Source organism: Glutamicibacter sp. GQ173 (assembly GCF_059759215.1).
This window is the reverse complement of the sequence record NZ_JCAXDT010000003.1, coordinates 240,981-258,132: the sequence shown is the minus strand read 5'-3', so window position 1 is coordinate 258,132 and position 17,152 is coordinate 240,981. Positions and strand designations below refer to the sequence as shown.

The following is a 17,152-nucleotide window of genomic DNA, read 5'->3' as shown; positions in this document are numbered from 1 at the left end:
TTTCGCCCCGCGCCCCGAGCCGCCGACTTTATGACGAAACACGGAAGGTGATTGACATCACCCTGCTTGTCGGATTGGATGGAACCTGTCAATCGATTGATTGGGAGCATAAGGCGGTGTCCTTTGGAACTCGGTACAGTCCAGCAAGCAGCGGTGTCCTGCTTTGCCCAACGCGGGTTTGCCGCCACCGGCATCCGTGAATTGGGTACGGCAGTCGGATTGAATTCGGCCACGCTCTACCACTATGTCGGCGGGAAGGAAGAGCTGCTCGTTGGCATCATCAAGAATTGCCTCAATTCGATGATCGACGGCGCCAGCCACGCCTCGGCTGCCGGGGCCGACCCCGCCCGGAAGCTGGCCTTGCTGGTGGCCTTCCATGTCGGATTCACCGCCACCAACCCCAAGACCTCTCGAGTCGCGGAACACGAGATGCGAGCGCTGTCCACCGAGAACGCGGCCCACATGCAGGCACTGCGCGATAGCTATGAACAGCTCTTCGCCCAGGTTCTCCAGGACGGTACCGCCCAGGGCGCTTTCAGCACCGGGGATCTGGGCATCGCCAGGCTGGCCATGATGGAAATGGGCACCGGGGTTTCCCACTGGTTCCGCCGTGATGGCCGGCTGTCCTTGCCCGAGGTGCAACTGAACTTCGTGGCGCTGGCCATGCGGATGCTCGCCGTCTCCAACGAGTCCCCGCTATCCCGCACCGAGCTCCCCGTCCCCCTGGTGATCGCCAGCGAACCCGAACCGAAGGACTGAAAAGTGAAGACGCTCTCTTCCCAAACGGATCCCGCAGAATTCGAGATCAATGCCAAAGCCAACGCACCGCTGCTGGCTGAACTGCACCAGCGTTTGGAACGCGCCGCCCGAGGCGGGTCGGAGAAGTCCCGCGCCCGCCACGTGGAGCGTGGCAAGCTGCTGCCCCGCGAGCGCGTGGACCAGCTGCTTGATCAGGGATCCCCGTTCCTGGAGATTGCCCCGCTGGCTGCCGAGGACATGTACGACGGCGCCAGCCCCGGCGCCGGAATGATCGCCGGTATCGGGCTGGTGCACGGCCGGCACGTGCTGGTCATCGCCAACGACGCCACCGTCAAGGGCGGCACCTACTTCCCGATGACGGTCAAGAAGCACCTGCGCGCCCAGGAAATCGCGCTGGAGAACCACCTGCCCTGCATCTACCTGGTCGATTCGGGCGGGGCCTTTTTGCCGATGCAGGATGAGGTCTTCCCGGACCGCGAGCACTTCGGGCGCATCTTCTACAACCAGGCGCAGCTCTCCGCGAAGAAAATCCCGCAGCTGGCCGCAGTGCTCGGCTCCTGCACCGCCGGCGGCGCCTATGTCCCGGCGATGAGCGACGAGAGCGTGATCGTGCGCAACCAGGGAACCATATTCCTGGGCGGCCCGCCGCTGGTGAAGGCAGCCATCGGCGAAATCGTCACCGCCGAGGAGCTGGGCGGCGGGGACCTGCACGCCAAGACCTCCGGGGTGGTGGATCACCTGGCCGAAAACGACGAGCACGCGCTGATGATCATCCGCGATATCGTCTCCACCCTGCCGTCCAACCCGGCTCCGGCGTGGAGCATCGAGAGCCAGGTGGCCGAGCCGCTCTACCCGGGCAGCGAGCTGGCCGGTGTGGTCCCGGTGGACGTCAACGCCCCCTACGACGTGCATGAGGTCATCGCCCGGCTGGTCGACGGCAGCAAGTTCCACGAGTTCAAGGCCGAGTACGGCACAACCCTGGTCACCGGCTTTGCGCAGGTCCACGGACACCAGGTGGGGATCATCGCCAACAACGGGGTGCTCTTCTCCGAGTCCGCCATGAAGGGCGCGCACTTCATCGAGCTGTGCGACCAGCGCGGCATCCCGCTGATCTTCCTGCAGAACCTGGCCGGCTTCATGGTGGGCCGCGACTACGAGGCCGGTGGTATCGCCAAGCACGGCGCGAAGATGGTCACCGCAGTGGCCACCGCCCGGGTCCCGAAGCTGACGGTGATCATCGGCGGCTCTTTCGGTGCCGGCAACTACTCCATGTGCGGGCGCGCCTATTCCCCGCGCTTCTTGTGGATGTGGCCCAACGCGCGCATCTCGGTGATGGGCGGCAACCAGGCGTCCTCGGTGCTGGCTACCGTGAAGCGCGACGGGCTGGAGGCCTCCGGCAGCAGCTTCAGCGCCGAGGAAGAGGAAGAGTTCAAGGCGCCGATCCGCGAGCAGTACGAAACCCAAGGCAACCCGTACTATTCCACCGCGCGCTTGTGGGATGACGGGGTCATCGACCCGGCGGACACCCGAAGGGTGCTGGGCCTTGCCCTGGATGTCTGCGCCCGCACCGCAGTGCCGGAGACCAGCTTCGGCCTGTTCCGGATGTAGCCAAGGAGATCATGATGAGCACAAACCTTTTTGATACGGTCCTGGTCGCCAATCGCGGGGAAATCGCGGTGCGCATTATCCGCACCCTGCGCGCCCTGGGCATTCGCTCGGTGGCCGTCTACTCCGACGCCGATGCCGGTGCGCTGCATGTTGCCCACGCAGATACCGCCATCCGCCTTGGCGGAGCACCAGCCAATGAGAGCTACCTGGATATCACCGCGGTCATCAATGCGTGCAAGGCCAGCGGCGCCCAGGCGGTCCACCCGGGCTACGGCTTCCTGTCCGAAAACGTGGACTTCGCCCGCGCCCTGGAGACTTCGGGGATTGCCTTCATCGGCCCACCGGTGAACTCCATCAACCTCATGGGCGACAAGATCCGCTCCAAAAACCATGTGCTCTCCCACCAGGTTCCGGTGGTTCCCGGCATCGCGGAACCCGCGTTGAGCGATGAGCAGCTCATCCAGGCCGCCTCCGGGGTCGGCTTCCCGCTGCTGATCAAGCCATCTGCCGGTGGCGGCGGCAAGGGCATGTTCGCTGTGGAATCCGCAGGCCAGCTTCCCGAAGCGCTGGCCAGTGCCCGGCGCACCGCACGCAATGCCTTTGGCGACGACACCTTGTTCCTTGAACGGCTGGTGCGCAATCCACGGCACATCGAAGTGCAGATCCTGGCGGACGCCCACGGCAATACGGTGCACCTCGGCGAGCGCGAATGCTCGCTGCAGCGCCGCCACCAAAAGGTCATCGAGGAAGCCCCCGCCCCGCTGTTCGAGAACCTGGAGCACGGGGCGCAGATCCGCGAACGCATCGGAGCTGCCGCGATCGCGGCGGCGCAATCGGTGGGATATGTGGGGGCTGGCACCGTGGAGTTCCTGGCCAGCGACCAGAACCCCGACGAGTTCTTCTTCATGGAAATGAATACCCGCCTGCAGGTGGAACACCCGGTCACCGAAGAAGTGGTGCGGGTCAACGGGCAGAAGCTTGATCTGGTGGATTGGCAGGTGCGCATCGCCTCCGGGCAGCCGCTGGACTTCACCCAGAACCAGGTCAGCCTCGTTGGCCACGCCATCGAGGCACGCTTGTACGCCGAAGACCCTGCCGCCGGCTTCCTGCCCTCGACGGGCACGGTGCTGCAGGTGCGCGAGCCGGCTGGCGTGCGCGTGGACAGCTCGCTGCTCGACGGGCTGGAAATCAGCGCCCACTACGATCCGATGCTCGCCAAGGTGATCGCCTGGGGCACGCATCGCGCCGAAGCGGTGGCCCGCCTGGACCGCGCACTGGCCGAGACTGTCGTGCTGGGCGTGCTGACCAACAGCGAATACCTGCGCTTGCTCCTGGCCGACGAGGACGTCAGTGCCGGCAGGCTGGATACGAACCTGATCGAACGCAAGATGGAGCAGTTCAGCTTCCGCGAATCCGGCCCGCTCGAGCTGGCGCTGGCCGCGCATCTGGAATACCTGAGACGGCCCGCCAGCACCAGCCCCTGGGGCCTGCGCGATGGCTGGCGGGCACAACACCACCACCCGGTCACCCGGCACTTCGACACCGGGCAGACCCAGGCCGCAACCTCCCTGCTCGTCATGCCCGAGGGCAACAAGATCAGCGTTGGCGGCCAGGAGCACTTCATCCGGGAGCTCGGCTCGGGCCTTGAGATCAACGGCGTGCGCTGCGGAATCCAGCACGCCTGGGACGCCGACGGCACACTGTGGCTGAGCGATCGCGGCTGGAATGCGTCGCTGCGCGCGCTACCTCGCGAAGAGGTGTTGGAGCGGCAGCTGTCCAGCCTCGCCAAGGAATCGGGCGACTACCGCCCCGAGGTGCTTTCCCCGATGCCCGGCACCGTCATCTCGGTGCAGGCCGCCGACGGCCAGCAGGTAGCCGCCGGCCAGCTGCTGGCCATTGTGGAAGCGATGAAAATGGAGCATCAGCTGCTGGCCCCGGCCGATGGAATCGTGCGCCTGCCGGCGTTGAAGACCGGTGACCTCGTCAAGGCCAAGCAGGTCATCGCCACCGTGGAACCACTGCACGTCGAGGACAAGGAGCGCTTGGCATGAGCGGGCAAAGGATCGAACAGCGCGGGCTGTATTTCGACGAGCTGGTCCTGGGCGCCATCTACGCCCACAAGCCGGGGCGCACATTGAGCGAAGCAGATAACATCGTCTTCACCACGATGACCATGAACAACCAGGGGCTGCACCTGGATGCCGCCTGGGCGGCCACCCAGCCCTTTGGCAAGCCCCTGGTGAATTCGCTGCTGACGCTGAGCACCATGATCGGCCAGTCGGTGGCGCAGTTGACCGAGGGCACCATCATCGGCCAGCTGGGGATCAATGACGTGCGCTTCCCGCATCCGATGTTCCACGGCGACACCCTGTACACCGAAACCGAGATCACCGAACTGCGCCCCTCGAAATCCCGGCCCGGCCAAGGCCTGGCATCGATGACCCACACCGGGCGCAACCAGCACGGCGAAGTAGTCGCTACCGCCACGCGCACCTGCCTGATGTGGACCAAACAGGCCCATGAAGATTCCAAGAAAGCGGCGAATGATGAGTGAATTCCTGATGGGCCCGGCCATCCTGTTCTGCCCCGCCGACCGGCCCGAACGCTATGCCAAGGCGGCTGGCCGCGCCGATGCGGTGATCATCGACCTCGAAGATGCCGTTGCCCAGGAGAACAAGGGGGCCGCCCGGCTCGCCCTGCGCGAAAGCTGCCTGGATCCTGCCCGCACCATCGTGCGCGTGAACCCCGTGGATACCGGGCACTTTCTGAAGGACCTCGAAGCGCTGCAGCACACCAGCTACACCACCGTGATGCTGCCCAAGGTCCAGTCCGGTGCGGAACCGGCCCGGCTCGCGGACTATGACGTCGTGGCACTGTGCGAATCGGCCCCCGGCATTGCCCATGCGGCGCAGATTGCGGCGGCGGCGAATGTGGTGGCCTTGATGTGGGGTGCCGAGGATCTGATCGCTTCGCTGGGTGGGACCTCGTCGCGCCATGATGATGGCAGCTACCGCCAGGTGGCCAGCTTCGCCCGGTCCCAGGTGCTGATCCATGCGGCCGCGCAGGGCAAGGCGGCCATCGACTCGGTGTATCTGGATATCCCGGATAGCGAAGGACTGTTCCTGGAATCCCAGGATGCCAAGGCTTCGGGATTCGTGGCCAAAGCATCGATCCACCCGAGCCAGATGCAGATCATCCGCCAGGCCTATGCGCCGACCGCTGCCGAAGTGCAATTGGCCAAGCGAATCCTTGTCGAGGCAGAACTGCACCCGGGGGTCTTTTCCCTGGACGGGAAAATGGTGGATGAGCCACTGCTGCGACAGGCGCGAGCCACGCTCGCCAGTGCTGCGAAGCTGGATTAGGTGTCGCGCAATGGTCACGAACTAGGCACCTGACCTGCACCGGGGCGATGCTGGTTCCATGAGCTTTCAGCCTCCATCTGCAGCATCACCAGATTCCGGTCGCCGACCACGAGTGCACCGCGCCTGGCTGGTCGCCATCGTCACCACCCTGGCTCTGGTGGCGGCCGCGGCCTTCCGCTCCACCACCGGCGCATTTTTTGAACCGATGGAATCCGAATTCGGCTGGCAGCGCTCCCAGCTCTCCACCGCGGTGACCATCAACCTGGTGGTCTACGGCCTGGCCGCGCCGTTCGCCGCCACCCTGCTCGAACGCTATTCGATGCGCAAGGTGGCCATGGCGGCTTTGGGCCTGGTGGCCGCCGGCGCCGGGCTTTCGGTGTTCATCAGCCATTACTGGCAACTGTGGTTGCTCTGGGGCCTGTTCGTGGGTCTGGGAACCGGAGCCATGGCATTGGTTTTCGGATCAGTGGTGGCCAACCGCTGGTTCAGCAAACGCCGCGGCCTGGTGATGGGACTGTTCTCCGGTGCCAATGCCGCCGGCCAACTGGTCTTTTTGCCCTCCATTGTTGCCATCATTGAGAACGCGTCATGGCGGATTGCCGCCCTGGTCGTGACGGCCTTTGCGCTGTTGATCATCCCGCTGCTGCGCTGGCCCTTTGCCAATTCCCCCGCCGAGGTCGGGATGCTCCCCTACGGCGGAACCGAAGCGGCGGGCCCAGCACCGAAGCCCCAGGGATCCATGGCGGCTGCGACCTTGCGGGTGCTGTTCACCTCGGCACGCACCCCGGCGTTCTGGGTGCTGGCCATGACCTTCTGGATCTGCGGATGGTCCACCAACGGGCTGGTCCAGACGCACTTCATCCCGGCCGCGCACGACCATGGGATGCCCGCCACCACGGCCTCGGGCCTGCTGGCACTGATCGGCGTCTTCGATATTCTCGGCACGGTGTTCTCGGGTTGGCTCACCGACCGCGTGCGTCCGTGGCTGCTGCTGGCTGTGTACTATTTCCTGCGCGGATTGTCCTTGCTGTTCCTGCACACCCTCATGGGCCCAGCCATCCAGCCGATGCTCTGGATCTTCATCATCTTCTACGGCTTGGATTGGGTGGCCACGGTTCCGCCCACGGTGGTGCTGTGCCGCCAATACTTCGGACCGGTCAAGGCGACCGTGGTCTTCGGCTGGGTTTTCGCCTTCCACATGGTGGGCGCTGGCGCAGGTTCGCTCACTGCCGGCTTGTCCCGGGAAAGCACCGGCAGCTACCTGGCCGCATGGGTTACCGCTGCGGTGTTGTGCTTTGCGGCAGCAGCCAGCTTGCTATTGATGCCGCGACTGCGCCAGCCGGCGCATTCACCGGACATCGAGCCGGTGCGCTCCTAGCCCACCAGCTGCCAGCACGAGGCCGAAATGCCCTGCCAGGGCTTCTAGAAAGGCGCTGCGGTGCGCGCCAGCTGCACGCCGAGGTCAATTGCTCCTCGCATCGCCACTTCGGCGCCCAAGGTGGACGTGGTCAGCTGGACACAGGTCAGGGCCGGCTCCTGGGCGAGCTCGCGCTGAGCGATAGCAACCACCGGCTGAAGGATTTCTGCCATCGCGCCGGAGAGCACCACGCGCTCCAACCCGGCAAAACCGGAAATGACGGCGCTGATCCGCGCCAGCCTGGCCCCCAGGGATTCCAGGATTTCCTGGGCCAGCTGGTCGTTCTGCGCCGCCGCATGGAATACGTCTTCCGCGCGCAAGGAGTCCGCGTCCAGCACGGCCAAGCTGCTGCTGGCACCGTGGGACAAGGCCGCCTTAGCTTGTTCGCGAGCCAGGTAGCCCAATCCGTGGGCATCCCCCACGCCGGCAACATGCGTAAGGAAGCGCATTTCTCCGGCTAGCCCTTTGGCCCCGCGCAGCAGGTGGTTGTCGACCACCACACCGGCACCGATGCGCTCGCCAACCATCAATGAGGCAAAGGAACCAACGGTGCCGTCTGCCAGTTCGGCGATGGCGGCCAGATTCGCGTCGTTTTCAATCCTCAACAGGTGCGTGTATTTGCCGAGCGCGGCTTTCCACTCCGGGTTCATGCTGGCCCAGAAGCCATTCTCGTCATCCGGAGAGGCACCGTTCGAGTCAACCGGCGCTGGAACACCGATCACCACGGCCGCTAGCTTGTCCACCTTGAATTCGGCCAGCACGCCGGCCAGCAGCTTTTCAGTAATTTCCGCTCGATGGCGCCCTGAGGCCAGCGGGTCGAGAATTGCCTCGGTACGGGTTTGCGCAGTTCCCCGCAGATCGCTGAGCGTCAGGCTGATGCGATGCTGGCCTGCGTCGATCCCTGCAATGAAGCGATGTGTCCGGTTCAGTTCATAGCGCAGCGCCGGTCGCCCCTTGGAATAGGCTCCGGCAGCCCGGGTGTCCTTGGCCTCGATGAGCCAACCGGATTCAACCAGCTCTTTTGCCTGGTTGAGAACTGTTGCACGGGTCAAACCGGTCAGTGAAATGAGTTCACTGGCGGTCACGGCCTCGCGGTCCCATGCGGCGTCCAGAACGCGCTGGGTGTTTAGGCGGCGCAACGCGCTGGCGCTTTCTGCGGACTGGGGTCCCTGCGCATCAAAATTTTTCACTGAACTCACGTTCAAAGTATAGACGGCATTTTATTTAGATGCTAAATTTACTTCGAAAATAAAGTCCCCTACCTCACGTCACCAATGGAGATGCCGATGAACTTTGGATCAAGTGCCTTGTCTCGACCCCTGAAACGGCGGTCGTTCATTGCATCGATGATGGCTGCCGGAACACTGGCAATGACCGGTTGCAGCAGCAGCGAGACCCGAGTGACCCTGCGCTTCAACCAGTCCAAGCCGGAAGTGGTTCCCTACTTCAGGGATCTGCTGGCGCAGTTCAATGCGTCCCAGGGAACGGTGAACGCAACCCATGAAGTCACCGCAGGGCTCTCGGCAGCATTTGCCCGCAACGACCCGCCGGATTTAGGCTGCCTCAACTACAACTTTGAAATGGCGCGATTCCAGGAGCGCGGTGCGCTTTCAGATCTCTCTGATCTGCCACAGCAGAAGATGAATGCAACGTTCATCAAGCAATTGCTGGATCTCTACCCGGACTACCCCGGGCGGACATCGGTGTTGCCCTATTCGATGATGGGCGCCGCAGTGCTCTACAACAAGGACATTTTTGAGAAGCACGATCTTGCCATCCCGACTCGATATTCCGAGCTGCTGGAGCTTTGCGGGGAACTGGAGGACCTGGGCATCACGCCCATCTACTCCACCTTCAAGGACGCGTGGACGGTGTCACAGGGATTAGCTGACTACACCTTGGGCGGGGCCATTGACATCAACCAGCATTTTGCCGAGCTGCGCGAAATCGGCTCCGACTTCACACCCGGTTCCGCCGCATCATTTTCAAAAGCCTTCGCCGAACCGCTGCTCAAGATGCAAGAACTGGCCAAGTTCTCCAACCCGGATGCCGTCAATCGCGGCTACGGCGACGGCAACCTTGCCTTCGCAAATGGCCAGGCCGCCATGTACATGCAAGGCCCGTGGGCACTGCCCGAAATCGCCAAGACCAATCGCGATGCCAATATCGGCACCTTCCCCTTGCCAATGACCGAGGACCCCAACGACCTGAAAATCAGGGTCAACCTCGACTTGGCGCTATGGATCCCCGAACAATCCGACCACCAGGCAGAAGCGCGTGAACTTCTCGCCTTCCTTTGCCAACCCGAAATCCAAGATGCCTACAACGAATCAGCCCTCGGTTTTGGTGTTCGTTCCGACTCGCCACCCACTAAAGACCCGCGCCTGAAGCAGTTGCAGCCGTATATCGATGCCGGGCGCCTCTATCAGGGCGTCTCGACCGCGATTCCGCGCACCATCCCCTTCGAAAACTACATGCAGGGACTGGTCACCGGCGGCAGCGTGGAGCAAACCCTAACAACCCTCGACGCGGACTGGGCCCGGCTGGCCCAACGCAGCTAGCCAGCCCAGGAGGAAACAATGACACTCACCGCTCCAGCCAAACCCAGCAACGGCAAAAATCACGCTGCTCCTGCCCAACCCGTGAAACGGCAACGAATCGATGCTACCTATTTCGGTTTCCTTGTCCCTGCCCTGATCTGTTTTACGATCGCCATTGCCGTTCCCGCGTTCGTGGGCATTTTCTTCAGCTTCACCGACTCCGTGGGGTTCGGGGACTACAACATCATCGGCCTGGCCAATTACGCCGCGCTGTTTACCGATCCCGCCATTATCGGCGCCTACAGCTTCACCATCGGTTTCGCTTTGGTGACCGTGGTGCTGGCCAATGCCCTGGCATTCCTCTTGGCAGTCGGACTTACAGCGCAGATCCGAGCACGCGTCGCTTTGCGAACCATCTTTGTGATGCCCATGGTCATTTCAGGAATTGTCATCGCCTATGTTTTCAACTTCTTGTTCTCCAACACCTTGCCCACCGTGGGCGAGCATCTGGGCATAGAGGTCCTCAAATCGTCGTTGCTCTCGAACCCGGATCTCGCCTGGCTATCGATCGTCATCGTCACCGCCTGGCAGGCCATCCCCTCGGCAATGCTGATCTACATTGCAGGTCTCATGGCGATCCCCTACGACTTATACGAAGCCTCATCCCTGGACGGCGCCAGCGCTATCGGACAGCTCATGCATGTCACGCTCCCGCTGATGGTTGGCTACATCGGGATCAACATCATTATCGGTTTCAAGAATTTCCTGGGTGCCTACGACATTATTGTCGGCCTGACCAATGGCGGCCCGGGAGTGAAAACCCGGTCCATTGCCATGACCATTTTCACCGGATTCGAGCGCGGAGACTACGCCTACCAGATGGCCAATGCCACGGTCTTCTTCGTCATTTCGCTGATTATCGCGCTCTTGCAGTTGCGCCTGACCAACAAGGGACAAGCAAAATGAACCTCAGTTTGCAACAACGACTCAACAAGCGCTCTCGCTCGCGTGCCGGACGGGAACGCACCAATTGGTGGGCTACTGGAATATTGGGGATCTGCGCGCTGGCGGTTCTGGCACCCCTCTTCATCACCGTCTCGATGGCTTTCAAATCAGCCAAGCAGGCCGTGGACGGCAAGGCCTTCTCGCTGCCAAAGCCCTTCTCGATTGAAGGATTCACGGCGGCATGGGACCTGGTCAACTTTCCGCGCGCCTTCACCATCTCGCTGGTGATTACCCTCGTAGCAGTCCTTGGCGCGGTACTCGTCGCTTCCATGGCTTCATATGCGATCCACCGCAACTGGAGCAAGCGCTTCTACCGCTTCAGCTTCTACTACCTCCTGGGTGCGATGTTCCTCCCGTTCCCAGTCTTGGCGCTATCCCAGGTCAAGCTCACCGGGCTCTTCGGGCTGGACAATCCGGCAGGTGTTGCCATCCTTCACGTCATGTTCGGGCTGTCATTCAACGTCCTGCTCTTCACGTCCTTCCTGCGGGGCCTGCCCGGAGAACTGGAAGAAAGCGCGCGGATCGACGGAGCCAGCAACTGGACAACCTATTGGCGGATCATCTTCCCGCTCTTGGCTCCAATGAGTGCCACGGTGGCAATCTTCGCTTTCCTCTCGTCGTGGAACGACTTCATGATGCCATCGCTGATTATCGCCGAGCAGGCGGACCAGACCCTGCCCGTAGTGCAACAGCTGTTCCAAACCCAGTTCTCGAATAACTACCACGTGTCCTTTGCCTCCTACCTGATGGCCATGGCCCCCAGCGTAGTGGCCTACCTGTTCACTCAACGCTGGGTGATGTCAGGACTGACCCAAGGCGCCGTTAAATCCTGAAACCGCACTATCCGATTCAGCCAGCCACTTCTAGGCTGGAAACACCACCGAAAGGAAGCACCGTGACCCTGCAAGACACCACCCACAGCACCGGCTTATCCAAGGACGCCACCTGGTGGCGCCAAGCTGCCGTGTACCAGATCTACCCTCGCAGCTTCGCCGATTCCAATGCCGATGGCCTCGGCGACCTGGCGGGCATCAGCTCGCGGGTCGGCTACTTGAAGGAGCTGGGCATCGATGCAGTCTGGCTGTCCCCTTTCTACCCTTCCGCGCTGGCAGACGGTGGATACGACGTGGATGACTACCGCAATGTGGACCCGCGGCTGGGCACCTTGGAAGACTTCGACCAGATGACGGCCCGGCTTCATGAAGCGGGCATCAAGGTCATCGTGGATATCGTTCCCAACCACTCATCGAATCTCCACGAATGGTTCCAGGCCGCTCTGGCCGCGCCCAAGGGCTCGGCCGAGCGTGATCGCTACATCTTCCGCGACGGATCAGGAACCAATGGCGAATTGCCCCCGGCCGACTGGGAATCCGTCTTCGGGGGTCCTGCCTGGGAACCAGTCGGCGATGGCCAGTGGTACCTGCACCTCTTTGCCAAGGAACAGCCGGATTTCAACTGGTCCAACAATGAGGTGCGCGAAGACTTCCTCAAGACCCTGCGTTTCTGGTCCGACCGTGGCGTCGACGGCTTCCGCGTTGATGTGGCCCACGCCCTGACCAAAGACATTCCGCTGGCCAATTTGCCGACCAAGGCCGAGCTCGACGCCCACCCATGGGATGGCACCCACCCCATCTGGGACCGCGACGAAGTCCATGATGTCTATGTGCAATGGCGCCAGGTCTTTGACGAGTACGACCCTCCCCGCATTGCGGTGGCCGAGGCCTGGACCGAATCCGATCGCCGTCCTGCCTACGCGCGTTCCACCGGACTAGGCCAAGCCTTCAATTTTGACCTGCTGCAGGCAGACTTCGACGCGGCGGCCTTCAAGAAGATCATTTCCTTCAATCTTGAGCAGGCAGGCATCGCCGGCTCCTCGACCACCTGGGTCTATTCCAACCATGACGTCGTGCGCCATGCCACCCGCTATGGCCTGCCACTGGCCGGGGATCCGGACTATGCCAAGAAATGGCTGCTGCATGGTGCCGATCAATCGGAGCTGGACGTTGAACTGGGCCTCCGGCGTGCGCGTGCCGCAACGCTGCTGGAACTGGCTTTGCCAGGCTGCGCCTACTTGTACCAGGGCGAAGAGCTGGGCCTGCCGGAGGTCAGTGAGATCTCTGACGAGCAGCGCCAGGACCCCGCCTTCTTCAAGAACAAGGGCGTTGAAGTGGGACGCGACGGTTGCCGCGTGCCGATCCCTTGGGAAACTGGCGGAGTTTCTTTCGGCTTCGGCGAGGCCGCGCCTCACCTGCCACAGCCACAGGCTTTCGGCCCGCTGAGCGTCGCGGCACAGGACGGAGTGGAAGGAAGCACGCTGGAGCTCTACCGCGAAGCACTGCGCCTGCGCCGGGAACTGCAAAGCGAAGAGTCCTTCCAATGGATCGACTCGAATGAGGGAGTGCTCGCTTTCAGCCGCCCGAGCGGCTGGATCAGCATCACCAACTTCAGCGCCGAGCCGCAAGCGCTTCCCGAGGGCACATTGCTGCTTTCCAGCGCGCCGTTGGATGCCGATGGCCTTCTGCCTTCGGCGACGACCGCATGGCTGCGCCGCGGCTAGGAAATAGCTGGTGAAAACACTTTGGCACCGCAGATGGATATCTGCGGTGCCAAAGTGCTCAGTTCAAGAGCCCCTAGACGAGGACGACGTCCTTGGATGGAACGTGCAGTTTCTTGTTGCCGTAATGCACGGCGAAGAACCAGGCAGCGCCGGTGACCACGTGGATCACGCTCAGGGTCAAGCCGGTAGCCACATCGACTGCGTTCATGATCGGGGAAATCACCGAAAGAACGGCAACAACCAGCCCGATCCACTGCGCGACCTTGACGAAGCCCTTGCTTGCGCGTCCGATCAGGAAGACCACGAAGCCCAGTACCACCAATGGAAGCCAGGTGAACTGCAGGATGTGGTCAAAGCCGACAATCTTCTCAGGGTTGGAGCCAACCTTCATCGAGGCGCCCGAGGCGATGCCGATGAAAAAGATGATGGCGTTAAGGTAGCCGGCGCCCAGCGCGGCGATGACGACCTGAATGAAGTTGAACGGGCTATTTGGTTGTCCCTGAGCAGTCATAGTGTTCCTCAAAATTGTTGAAAGTCCTCATCAATTCTAATTTCGAACACCGGTGATGCACCCCTCATTCGCGCGTGAGATCGACGACACTTAGCCTCGCTATCTATTAAAGATCGACTGGACAATCAGGCGCTCAGAGAGAACTCCCAGTTCCGCTAGGCGAAATCGGAGTACACTGGAATTGGAGTCCACTTCCACTTTTGCACCTCCTTGGAGGTTTCCTCCTTCCGGCATTAAGCTCTTGTGCTGCCCTTGGAATCCCAGGACGGCGTTCAGATTAACGCAGCAGTGTTGAACCGGAAAGCATACTTCTGGGCGGCTGGCACCGTTGTCGTTTTCTCCCTCACAGTTCGGGTCGCAAATCCTTGTCCGCGCATCTCCGACGTCTCCGCACCGCTGGCAGCGTGGCACCTTCCATCCGTATCGGTTCTTCCTGGCTACCAGCGCAGTCACCTGCGCCGGGCACCTTGGGGGCAGCTTACCGTCGCCGTGACATGGCATCCACAGTAATTCAATAAGCCTGCGACCCTCGCAGCAATAATGGCCACGACGCAACGGAGGACCAGTCATGGACAAGCCGATCAGTTGCCCAAGGTGTTATCGAAACACCTTGGTCGAAACCGAAACCCGTCGATACATCGATGATCAAAGCCAGCTGAAGAGATGGGACAACGAAGGCGGCCACGACGCTGGCCTGAGGCAAGATATCCAAATGACCATGCGCGAGGTGGTCTGGACTTGCACGTCCTGCGGTTGGAACAAGATAGCCTACAGCTCCCAAGAACCAATTCTTGGGCCCGAACGACGCATTGAAAAATTCACCCAAGCCAAACAGCGACTGATTTCCACGCCCACACAACGTGGGCAGGACACCGGCCAGCACTCGTGAACCATGAAAGGCATCAATCATGAACTCCTCGGCAAACACCCCCAACTCGGAACGAGAAACGCTGAAACTTGGGACCGTACTGCTGGACGGCCTTCCAGGCAGCTTGCTTACCGATCAGGCACCAGAAAAATACCTGGTTGCTGTGGTCTTTAACCGACGTGCTGAGCCAGAGGAAGCCGATTTCCTCACCGGTACCGCGGTCAAAGAGCGGCTGCGCTCCGCAGGGTATCCCGATGTTGAACTGAATGTGGTCAACCGGAGACTTGAAATTTCCAATACATCGCTCGAAGAACTCCGCGATGGCCTATCCGTGGCCATCGCCCGTGAACTAGCTGGCGTTGAACAGAAATTTGAACGTGAACGCGTCGCTCGAAACGCGCAATTCCGAAAAGAAGTCGATGCAGAGAGCAAACGTTCTGAAGCAGTTCAACTGCTGGCCCAATCCATTACTTTTGATCCTGCCAGAATCGAAGCGCTGCACTAAGCACCGTGGGCCCAGCATCGGCAAAGGATGCTGGGCCTGCACGCTCAGTGGCGGCTACTTCGACGCTCCGATGGCCCACACGCGCGGCAGCTCGGTGCCGTTGACCGCCAGGTCCCCGATCAGCCGGGCCTTGAAAACCCACGGGTTGTGGTTGCCCGCGGTGCGCGCATTGCGCCAGTGCCGGTCCAGGTTCTTCGACACGCGGGTGGCCGAGGCCGCCAACGCATCAAAGGCGTGGGTGATGGCGTTGAGCACCAGCGGAGTGAGCACCACCTGCGCCTGCGCGCTGGCCAGTTCGGCAGCATCATTGGCCGCTTCATCTTCTTCCACCGTGATCTGCCCGGCCTGCAAGGCCAGCGCGGTTTCATAGGCGCGCTTGATCATCGCGGCGATCTTCTGTTTCACGCAGAATTTCACCGTAGCCTTTGCGCTGACCGCGATCGGCTTTGCCCTGGGCGTCGCCATGATGCTGGTTGCCGGATCCAAGGGAAACAAGGTCGCCAAGGAGTTCTGCCCTTGAGCTCCCTTTAAAACAGAGCACCGCGCCATCAAGGATGAGCTCGATGATGGCGCGGTGCCCGGGGTGTATTCAGCAGTGCCCTAGAGCAGAACCGCCCCCAGAATCCAGACCGTCGCAAAGGCCGCCGTGCCCTGGATTGCCGTAGCCACGCTGAGGGTCTTGTATGCAGTGATCACCGGAATCCGGCTGAGTTGCGAGACCACCCAGAAGTACGAGTCATTCGCGTGCGAGACAACCATCGCACCGGCACCCACCGCCAGGACGCTGAGCACCATTCCCAATTCGGAATCCAGCCCCAGCGAACCGAGCATCGGCGCCACCAGCGCGGAGGTGGTCACCATCGATACCGTGGACGATCCCTGCGCCGACTTCAAGGCGGCGGCAATCAGGAACGGCACAGCCAAGCCCAGGCCGAGCCCGCTGAGCGAGTCGGAGAGAATCGTGGTCAGCTCCGAGGCGGCCAGCACCGCGCCCAATGCGGCACCGGCCCCGGTGATCAGCAAGATCGGGGCAGCGGTGCGAACCGATTCGTGCATCTGCTCATTAAAATCGCCCAGCTTGTTCTCGCCGCGCAACAGCAAAGTGGCCGAGAGCAGGCCGAAAATCAGGGCGATCACCGGCGTGCCGAGGAACGAGAGGACTTCAACCAGCGATCCCCCGCCCAGCGGCTGGGATGGCAGCTTGGCGATGGATGAGGCACAGATCAAAATCAGCGGCACCAGGATCGGCAGGAAGGCCAAGGCCGGATGCGGCAGCTTGCCGAAGCTTGCGCGCAGCTGCTCGTAGTCCAGGTCTGCCAGATCATTCTCGTCTTCCGACGGCAGGGCGGTCCATTGGGACTTGTTGAAGCGGCTGGCATAAAACAGGCCGGCCAACGCGGAGATGGCTGCCACCGGAAGGCCAACGGCAATGATCAGCCCGAGGTTATCGGCAATGCCGATGCTCTCGGCCGCCGCCAGCGGGCCGGGGGTTGGCGGAACCATGGTGTGCGTGGCGTACAGGCCGGTCATCAGCGCCACCGAAGTAGCCAGCCCCGATACGCCGGTGCGAAGGGTGATGGCCTTGCGCAGCGAGTTCAGCACCACGTAGCCCGAATCGCAGAAGACCGGAATCGAGACGATGTAGCCAATGATTGTCAGGGTCAGATTGGGGAACCTGGTTCCCAGGACCTTGATCAGCGCGTCGGCCATGGAGATTGCGGCGCCCGATCGTTCCAGGATGATGCCGATCATCGTGCCGAAGAGGATGACCAGGCCGATATTGCCCATGGTGGTGCCGAAGGCGGTGGTGACGGTGCCCGCCACTTCGGCCAGGGGAATGCTGTAGGCGAAGGCGGCAAGGATTGCGGCGCCAATCAATGCGAGGAAGGGGCTGATTTTCCAGCGTGCTGTCACCAGCACAATGGCGACCACGAGGATCAAGAGAACAATGAGTTCGTACACGGCAGGTTGGCTCCTTTGCCACGATGAGTGGATCGCTGTCCAGCAAAGCGGCTCAAGC

The 17,152-nt window shown here is 61.9% G+C and carries 16 protein-coding genes; 11 read left to right on the top strand and 5 right to left on the bottom strand.

Annotation, left to right across the window (positions count from 1 at the left end; all coding sequences use genetic code 11):
* Positions 1-123 precede the first annotated feature (123 nt).
* The 6 genes from AC6CHO_RS07195 to AC6CHO_RS07170 are packed head-to-tail and all read left to right on the top strand — an operon-like array spanning position 124 to position 7,107.
* Complete coding sequence (locus AC6CHO_RS07195; protein ID WP_498214351.1) at positions 124-759, top strand: TetR/AcrR family transcriptional regulator; 636 nt, start codon at positions 124-126, stop codon at positions 757-759.
* Positions 760-762: 3 nt separating this feature from the next.
* Positions 763-2,367 (top strand): carboxyl transferase domain-containing protein, encoded by a 1,605-nt coding sequence (locus AC6CHO_RS07190; RefSeq protein ID WP_498214349.1) that lies wholly within the window; start codon positions 763-765, stop codon positions 2,365-2,367.
* An 11-nt stretch (positions 2,368-2,378) separates the two neighbouring features.
* On the top strand, positions 2,379-4,418 hold the full coding sequence (locus tag AC6CHO_RS07185; RefSeq protein WP_498214348.1) for an acetyl/propionyl/methylcrotonyl-CoA carboxylase subunit alpha: 2,040 nt from the start codon (positions 2,379-2,381) through the stop codon (positions 4,416-4,418).
* The gene (locus AC6CHO_RS07180; RefSeq protein ID WP_498214347.1) at positions 4,415-4,921 is read left to right on the top strand and encodes a MaoC family dehydratase; all 507 of its coding nucleotides are present in this window, start codon (positions 4,415-4,417) and stop codon (positions 4,919-4,921) included. The genes AC6CHO_RS07185 and AC6CHO_RS07180 overlap by 4 nt, the downstream gene beginning before the upstream one ends.
* Positions 4,911-5,729, top strand: coding sequence for an HpcH/HpaI aldolase/citrate lyase family protein (locus tag AC6CHO_RS07175; protein ID WP_498214346.1), 819 nt, complete (start codon positions 4,911-4,913; stop codon positions 5,727-5,729). The genes AC6CHO_RS07180 and AC6CHO_RS07175 overlap by 11 nt, the downstream gene beginning before the upstream one ends.
* Positions 5,730-5,787: 58 nt before the next feature.
* Positions 5,788-7,107 carry an MFS transporter gene (locus tag AC6CHO_RS07170; RefSeq protein ID WP_498214345.1) on the top strand — a complete coding sequence of 440 codons (1,320 nt, stop codon included), beginning with the start codon at positions 5,788-5,790 and terminating at the stop codon, positions 7,105-7,107.
* A gap of 44 nt (positions 7,108-7,151) precedes the next feature.
* Here the strand turns inward: AC6CHO_RS07170 and AC6CHO_RS07165 are convergent, their stop codons facing one another.
* Positions 7,152-8,345 (bottom strand): ROK family protein, encoded by a 1,194-nt coding sequence (locus AC6CHO_RS07165; protein ID WP_498214344.1) that lies wholly within the window; start codon positions 8,343-8,345, stop codon positions 7,152-7,154.
* An 87-nt stretch (positions 8,346-8,432) separates the two neighbouring features.
* On the opposite strand from AC6CHO_RS07165, the gene AC6CHO_RS07160 reads away from it, so the two are divergent.
* The 4 genes from AC6CHO_RS07160 to AC6CHO_RS07145 all read left to right on the top strand — a co-directional run bounded on the left by AC6CHO_RS07160 (position 8,433) and on the right by AC6CHO_RS07145 (position 13,248).
* Positions 8,433-9,707, top strand: a complete 1,275-nt coding sequence (locus tag AC6CHO_RS07160; protein ID WP_498214343.1) for an ABC transporter substrate-binding protein — start codon at positions 8,433-8,435, stop codon at positions 9,705-9,707.
* An 18-nt stretch (positions 9,708-9,725) separates the two neighbouring features.
* A complete protein-coding gene (locus AC6CHO_RS07155; protein WP_498214342.1) occupies positions 9,726-10,652 on the top strand; it encodes a carbohydrate ABC transporter permease in 927 nt (308 codons plus the stop codon).
* A complete protein-coding gene (locus AC6CHO_RS07150) occupies positions 10,649-11,524 on the top strand; it encodes a carbohydrate ABC transporter permease (protein ID WP_498214341.1) in 876 nt (291 codons plus the stop codon). The genes AC6CHO_RS07155 and AC6CHO_RS07150 overlap by 4 nt, the downstream gene beginning before the upstream one ends.
* Positions 11,525-11,586: 62 nt before the next feature.
* Positions 11,587-13,248 (top strand): glycoside hydrolase family 13 protein, encoded by a 1,662-nt coding sequence (locus AC6CHO_RS07145; RefSeq protein WP_498214340.1) that lies wholly within the window; start codon positions 11,587-11,589, stop codon positions 13,246-13,248.
* A 73-nt stretch (positions 13,249-13,321) separates the two neighbouring features.
* On the opposite strand, the gene AC6CHO_RS07140 is transcribed toward AC6CHO_RS07145, so the two are convergent.
* On the bottom strand, positions 13,322-13,759 hold the full coding sequence (locus tag AC6CHO_RS07140) for a DUF6069 family protein (RefSeq protein ID WP_498214339.1): 438 nt from the start codon (positions 13,757-13,759) through the stop codon (positions 13,322-13,324).
* A gap of 511 nt (positions 13,760-14,270) precedes the next feature.
* Complete coding sequence (locus tag AC6CHO_RS07135) at positions 14,271-14,669, bottom strand: hypothetical protein (protein WP_498214338.1); 399 nt, start codon at positions 14,667-14,669, stop codon at positions 14,271-14,273.
* Between AC6CHO_RS07135 and AC6CHO_RS07130 the strand changes: the two genes are divergently transcribed.
* The gene (locus AC6CHO_RS07130) at positions 14,668-15,132 is read left to right on the top strand and encodes a hypothetical protein (protein ID WP_195180830.1); all 465 of its coding nucleotides are present in this window, start codon (positions 14,668-14,670) and stop codon (positions 15,130-15,132) included. The two genes, AC6CHO_RS07135 and AC6CHO_RS07130, sit on opposite strands and share 2 nt — an antisense overlap.
* Before the next feature lie 54 nt (positions 15,133-15,186).
* Here AC6CHO_RS07130 and AC6CHO_RS07125 read toward each other — a convergent pair whose 3' ends face one another.
* Positions 15,187-15,636, bottom strand: coding sequence for a hypothetical protein (locus AC6CHO_RS07125; protein WP_498214337.1), 450 nt, complete (start codon positions 15,634-15,636; stop codon positions 15,187-15,189).
* A gap of 96 nt (positions 15,637-15,732) precedes the next feature.
* On the bottom strand, positions 15,733-17,094 hold the full coding sequence (locus AC6CHO_RS07120) for a GntP family permease (protein ID WP_498214336.1): 1,362 nt from the start codon (positions 17,092-17,094) through the stop codon (positions 15,733-15,735).
* Between the last annotated feature and the right edge of the window lie 58 nt (positions 17,095-17,152).